The sequence below is a fragment of the Mycobacterium sp. 1423905.2 genome, from assembly GCF_001673155.1.
Classification (GTDB): domain Bacteria; phylum Actinomycetota; class Actinomycetes; order Mycobacteriales; family Mycobacteriaceae; genus Mycobacterium.
On sequence record NZ_LZLE01000322.1, the window covers coordinates 1 to 6,381 of the forward strand.

The window sequence follows — 6,381 nt, forward strand, 5'->3', positions numbered from 1 at the left end:
CGGTGCGGTACTTGGTGCAAACCAAACTCAATCCGTTCGGCACCGAAGCGATGGATCAGGTCAACGCCATCAGCGCAACCGCTCGGAGCGCACAACCGAATACCACACTGGCCGACGCCACCATCTCGATGGCGGGATTCACCGTCGGCCTCAAAGACACCCGTGACTACTACAACCACGACATCCGGTTCATCATCGCGGTAACGCTCCTCGTCGTGCTCCTCACCTTGATCGCACTGCTGAGGGCCATTGTCGCGCCGCTGTATCTGGTTGCCTCCGTTGTGATTTCGTTTCTATCGGCGGTGGGTATCGGCGTTCTGGTGTTCCAATACCTACTCGGCCAGCAATTGCATTGGAGCGTGCCGCCACTGGCGTTCGTGGTGCTGGTCGCGGTCGGGGCCGATTACAACATGCTGCTCGTTTCCCGGATGCGTGACGAGTCGCCGCACAGCATGCGGTACGGCATCATCCGCACCTTGAGCTCGACCGGCGGCGTGATCACCGCGGCCGGCTTGATCTTCGTCGCCTCGATGTGCGGGCTGTTGTTCTCCAGCATCAGCACCGTGGTTCAAGGTGGATTCGTCATCGGTGTGGGCATTTTGCTGGACACCTTCCTGGTCCGCACGATCACCGTTCCGGCCATCGCGGCATTGGTCGGGCGGGCGAACTGGTGGCCGACCCGAGTGGACCAGCGGCGGCCGCTGGCCCGGTCATCGATCGAACGCGCCGAGTAGGGGCAGGTTTAGCGCGCATGCGGGATGTATGTGAGACTACGAGCACAGCCGAGGGGTCAGGAGTAGGGATGAAGAAACTACTCGCGGGAGTTACGGCGCTGGTAACTGTCGGCGCGACAGGATGTTTCGGCGTTCGGACCGCATCGGCCGATGACACGCCCGATGGCGGGACGCCGCCTCCGCCGATCTCCACCGACGGGATGGCGTACGCGCTCGGCGGTGCTCACGTCCTGGGCATTCCCTATGACGAATACATCCGCCGCGAAGGCGCCGAATGGTTCCCCGGCCTGCGTCGCGAGATCGTTCGCTACCCCGCCGGGCAGGTGCAAGGTCACGTGCTGGAACGCCTGTTTCCGGGCATCGGCAAAATCGACGAAACCTTCCCCGGTCTAGGCGTCAACGGTCCCAGCGTCGGCGAGTCGGTCGACGAGGGCATGGGTAATCTCGACGCGGCGATCCGCACCGGTGGCCGCGGCACCGCGATCGGCCTCTCCGAGGGATCGCTGGTGCTGGAGGCCGAACAGGCGCGCCTGGCCACCGATCCGACCGCGCCGCCGCCGGACCAACTGAGCTTCGCGACCTTCGGTGACCCGGTGGCGCGCCACGCCTTCGGTCAAAGCTTCTTGACCGCGATGTTCCCAGTCGGCAGCGTGGTTCCAGCGCTCGACTACCGCATCCCACCTCCGTTCGAGAGCCAGTACGACACCAGGATCTTCGTCTCCGCCTACGACTCGATCGCGGACTTCCCCGACCGGCCGGACAACATGTTCGCGCTCGCCAACACGCTCGTGGGTCTCGCGACCGGTCACACCGCGGTGGCCTTCACCAACCCGAGCATGGTGCCGCCGCAGAACATCAGAACCGAGGTCAACTCCAGGGGCGCGTCCACGACGACCTACCTCATCCCGGAAAAGCACCTTCCGCTGGTGATGCCCTTGGCCTACATCGGGATTCCAGAGGACACGCTGAACAAACTGGACGCGATCCTGACGCCCCGGGTGAACGCGGGCTACTCCCGCAACGACGACCCGGCGACGGCCCCCATCCAGGTGGATCCGGTGCACGGCTTCGACCCCGCCGCGGTCACCGCCCCGGCCACCCAGGCGACTTTCGGTGGCGGAGCCGATCCCTTCTCGCAGATCCTCAACGGCGCCATGTCGGTGTTGTCCCACGGCACCGGTCAGTAACGACTGCCGACGGAGTCACCCGGGTCGTACGGACGTAATATGACGCCGCCTCAGTCATCGCTGCTCTCGATGCTGCATGGACGTGCCCGCCTGCGACCTCACGACGTGGCGTTCACGTTCACCGATTACGAACACGACTGGGCGGGCGTTCGGGAAAGTCTCACCTGGTCGCAACTGTCCCGCCGAACCCTCGGCGTGGCGCGCGAACTCGGCCCGTACGGCTCGGTCGGCGACCGGGCCGTCATCCTGGCTCCGCAGTCCTTGGACTACATCGCGGCATTCCTGGGATCCCTACAAGCCGGCTTGATCGCCGTACCGCTTCCCCTGCCGCACCGCGGCTCCAGTCATGAGCGGGTGAGCGCGGTCCTCGCCGATACGTCGCCCTCGGTTGTTCTCACCACCTCTGCGGTCGCACAAGACATCACCGAGTATGTCGACCAGGCACGCATGGACGCCGTTCCCAAGATCCTCGAGATCGACTCGATGAATCTGGACTACGATGCTGAATCGGCTTCTCGGACAACCGATTTGTCGAGTATCGCGTATTTGCAGTACAGCTCGGGATCTACTAGGCAGCCGACCGGGGCGATGATCTCGCACCGCAACCTGCAGGCGAATTTCGAGCAGTTGATGCGCGGCTATTTCGCGGATTCCAATGTGACCGCCGCCCCGGATACCACGGTGGTCTCCTGGTTGCCGTTTCACCACGACATGGGCTTGGTACTGGGCGTCTGCGCGCCCATCCTCAATGGTTGGCGCGGGGAATTGACGACCCCGATCGCGTTCTTGGAGAGACCGGCCCGATGGATGCGATCGCTGGCCGAAAATCGACATGCGTGGTCAGCGGCGCCCAACTTCGCTTTCGACTTGGCCGCTCGCAGGACCACCGACGACGACCTGGACGGCCTAGACCTCGGGCAGGTGCAGGGCATCATCAGCGGTGCCGAACGTGTCGAGCCGGCCACCCTACGCCGCTTCGTTGATCGCTTCGCGCACTTCAACTTCCAAGAACACGTGGTGCGTCCTTCGTATGGCTTGGCGGAGGCCACCGTGTTCGTCGCGGCCGGCACCTGGAGCGAATCGAGCGTCCTTCGCTTCGATACCGCGGAGCTGTCCGCCGGACGGGCGCAACCAGCTGCCGCAGGGACAGGCACGGCGCTGGTCAAATATCAAGTGCCGCAGTCGCCTACGTTGCGAATCGTCGACGACACCGATCGCGAATGTTCGCCCGGCCAGGTCGGTGAGATCTGGGTCCATGGCGCCAATGTGGCCGACGGCTACTGGCGCAAACCGCCGGAGGAGCAACGTTGCTTCGGCGCACTGCTCGTCGAACCGTCGCCGGGCACGCCGGAGCGACCGTGGTTGCGAACCGGTGACCTCGGTTTCATCCACGACGGTGCGTTGTTCATTGTCGGACGCATCAAAGATCTGCTGATCATCCGGGGGCGCAATCACTATCCCGAGGACATCGAGGCGACGGTCCAGGCGATCACCGGCGGTCGGGTGGCGGCGATATCGGTTCCGGTGCACAGTACCGAGAAACTGGTGACTGTCATCGAACTCAAGCAAAGAGGCGAATTCGACGAAGACGCGAGGCATCGGCTGGCCGGCCTCAAAAGCGACGTCACGTCCGCGATCGCCAACACGCACGGCTTGAGTGTGGAAGACCTCGTCGTAGTGGCTCCCGGGACGATCCCCACCACGACCAGCGGCAAGATCCGGCGCGCCGCCTGTATTGAGCTCTATCGCCAGGACCAGTTCGCCCGACTGGACGCCTGAGAAGCATCGGGCCGGCCGGCGGGTGGCCCGGGCGTACGGACGCCGAATGAACATAATGAGTGCATTCGACCGGCGCAAAGGAGCACCCGATGAGCACACCCAGCGCAGAGCGTCCGCTACGCGTCATCCAGTGGACGACCGGCAACATCGGGCGGCGCTCACTGCACGCGATCATCGGCAGGCCCGACATGGAACTGGTTGGGGTGTACGCGCACGGAGCGGAGAAGGTCGGGGTGGACGCCGCCGACTTGGCGGGCTGGCCGGAGCCGACGGGCGTACTGGCCACCGACGACATCGACGCGCTGCTCGCGCTGGGAGCCGACGCCGTTTGCTATAACCCGTTGTGGCCCAACATCGATGAGCTGGTGCGGCTTTTGGAGTCCGGGGTCAACGTCTGCTCGAGTGCGGCCTGGATCACCGGCGGCAAGCAGACCCCGCAGGACCGCGCGCGCATCCTCGCCGCCTGCGAGCGCGGCGGTTCCACCATCTTCGGCAGCGGTGCGCATCCGGGTATGACCAACATGGTCGGCATGGTGCTGTCCGCCTCCTGCGAACGAGTCGACGAAATACGCATCACCGAGTCGGTGGATTGCTCCACTTACGAATCGGCGGAGACCCAGACCGCGATGGGGTTCTCCCAAGATCCGGACACCCCGGGACTGGCCGAGAACGTGCGGCGGGAAAGTGAAGTGTTCGCCGAGTCGGCGGCGATGATGGCCGACGCGATCGGCGCCAAGCTAGACCGGATGACCTTCGACGTCACCTTCACCGCGGCCACCGCGGACACCGACCTCGGGTTCATGAAGATCCCGGCCGGCACCGTGGGCAGCGTCTACGGCTACCACCGCGGCTGGGTCGGCGACCGCAATGTTGTCTCCGTCGGATTCAACTGGACCATGGGCGACCACGTGGTGCCGCCCAAGCCGCTGGAACACGGTCACGTCATCCAGGTCTTCGGGCTGCCCAACATGCGCACGGTCTTGCACTGCCTGCCCCCCAAGGATTGGACCGAACCCGGTTTCATGGGATTGGGCATGATCTACACCGCCATGCCGGTCACTAACGCGGTGCCCGCGGTGGTGGCCGCCAGGCCCGGCATCGTGACGTTGGCCGACCTACCGCCTGTGACCGGACGGGTCGCGTTGTAGACGCTATGTGATTGGCCACAACTCGGGCACCCTCAGGAACGCTTGCGTGCACTAAGGTTTACGATACTTAGCCGAGCAAAGGTTTCGTTTACGTCAATTTTGCTGACGGAGGAAGCAAGCTCCCCGATGCGGCGTTAGAACCCAGCGTCGGGTGGTGCCAGCAGGCGATAGAAGGGGTGGTGATGGACTCCGTAGCGCGGGTGCTGAAAAAGGCCTGGATTCCCCTGATTCTGGTGGTCGTCCTCGCCGTCTCGGGTTTGGTCGTCTCCCGACTGCACAAGATCTTCGGCTCTGAAGACCTCAACGCCAACGCCGGCGCCGGAATCGAGATCGTGCAGTTCAACCCGAAGGTGGTCGTCTACGACGTGTCCGGACCGCCAGGGGCCACCGCGAACATCAACTACTGGGACGAAAACGCCAACACCCATCAGGTCAATGGCGTGCCGTTGCCCTGGTCGACGACGATTTCGACCACGTTGCCGTCGGTCAGCGCCAACATCATGGCGCAAGCGGACAGCAGCCAGATCAGCTGTCGCATCACCGTGGACGGTGTAGTCCGAGAACAGCAAAAAGCCGACGGTGAAAACGCCCAGACCTTCTGCTTGGTGAAATCAGCATGAGCGAGCTGAATCACAAGAACCACCTGACTACTGACGACAACGCAGACACCGGGCCGATACTCACCCGGCACGCCGCCAAACCCGAGCGCGGTCACCGCCCGCTGATCCCGCACACGATCCGCATCTTCGCGGTGCCGATCATCCTGGGCTGGGTGTTCATCACCGTCATCACCAACGTCATCGTGCCCACGCTGGAGAAGGTCAGCGAATTGCACTCGGCACCGATGACCCCGTTGGACGCACCGTCGATGAAGGCGATGATGCGTCTGGGCCAGAACTTCCACGAGTTCGACTCCAACAGCACCGTGATGATCGTTCTCGAGGGCCAGCAGCCGTTAGGTGATCCGGCGCACCGCTACTACGACGAACTGATTCGTCAACTGCGGCAAGACCCCAAGCACGTCCAACACATCCAGGATTTCTGGGGTGACCGGCTGACCGCCGCCGGGGCGCAAAGCGCGGACGCCAAGGGCGCCTACGTCATGCTCAACCTCGCCGGCAATCAAGGCACCACGCTGGCCAATGATTCGGTTGACGTCGTCCGCAAGGTGATCGAACACAACCCGCCGCCGCCCGGGGTGAAAGCCTACGTCACCGGACCCGCTGCCCTCAGTGACGACATGCACCTGATCGGCAACGCCAGCCTGGCCAAGATCACGTTGTTCACTTTGGGCGCGATCGCGATCATGCTGCTGCTGGTCTACCGCTCCATCGTGACCACCGTCGTGCAGCTGTTCATGACCTTCGTCGCCCTGGCGTGCGCCCGCGGTGTGGTCGCGGTCCTGGGCTATCACAACGTCTTCGGGCTCACCACGTTCGCCGCCAACATCCTCACCATGCTGGCGATCGCGGCGGGGACTGACTACGGAATCTTCCTCGTCGGCCGCTATCAGGAGGCACTGGCCGCCGGCGA

General features: G+C 63.9%; 6 protein-coding genes. All 6 read left to right on the forward strand.

The window, feature by feature from the left end; all coding sequences use genetic code 11:
• Positions 1–734: MMPL family transporter (locus A9W95_RS21620; protein ID WP_156746336.1), on the forward strand; the 734-nt coding region annotated here is incomplete at its 5' end.
• A gap of 68 nt (positions 735–802) precedes the next feature.
• Positions 803–1,921, forward strand: a complete 1,119-nt coding sequence (gene pe / locus A9W95_RS21625) for an acyltransferase PE (protein ID WP_067417564.1) — start codon at positions 803–805, stop codon at positions 1,919–1,921.
• 39 nt (positions 1,922–1,960) lie between these two features.
• Positions 1,961–3,700 (forward strand): AMP-binding protein, encoded by a 1,740-nt coding sequence (locus A9W95_RS21630; protein ID WP_082983252.1) that lies wholly within the window; start codon positions 1,961–1,963, stop codon positions 3,698–3,700.
• Positions 3,701–3,789: 89 nt separating this feature from the next.
• A complete protein-coding gene (locus A9W95_RS21635; protein ID WP_067417567.1) occupies positions 3,790–4,848 on the forward strand; it encodes a dihydrodipicolinate reductase in 1,059 nt (352 codons plus the stop codon).
• Between the two features lie 182 nt (positions 4,849–5,030).
• The gene (locus A9W95_RS21640; protein WP_067417570.1) at positions 5,031–5,468 is read left to right on the forward strand and encodes an MmpS family transport accessory protein; all 438 of its coding nucleotides are present in this window, start codon (positions 5,031–5,033) and stop codon (positions 5,466–5,468) included.
• A partial coding sequence (locus tag A9W95_RS21645; RefSeq protein ID WP_156746337.1) for an MMPL family transporter occupies positions 5,465–6,381 on the forward strand: 917 nt, incomplete at its 3' end. The genes A9W95_RS21640 and A9W95_RS21645, both read left to right, overlap by 4 nt.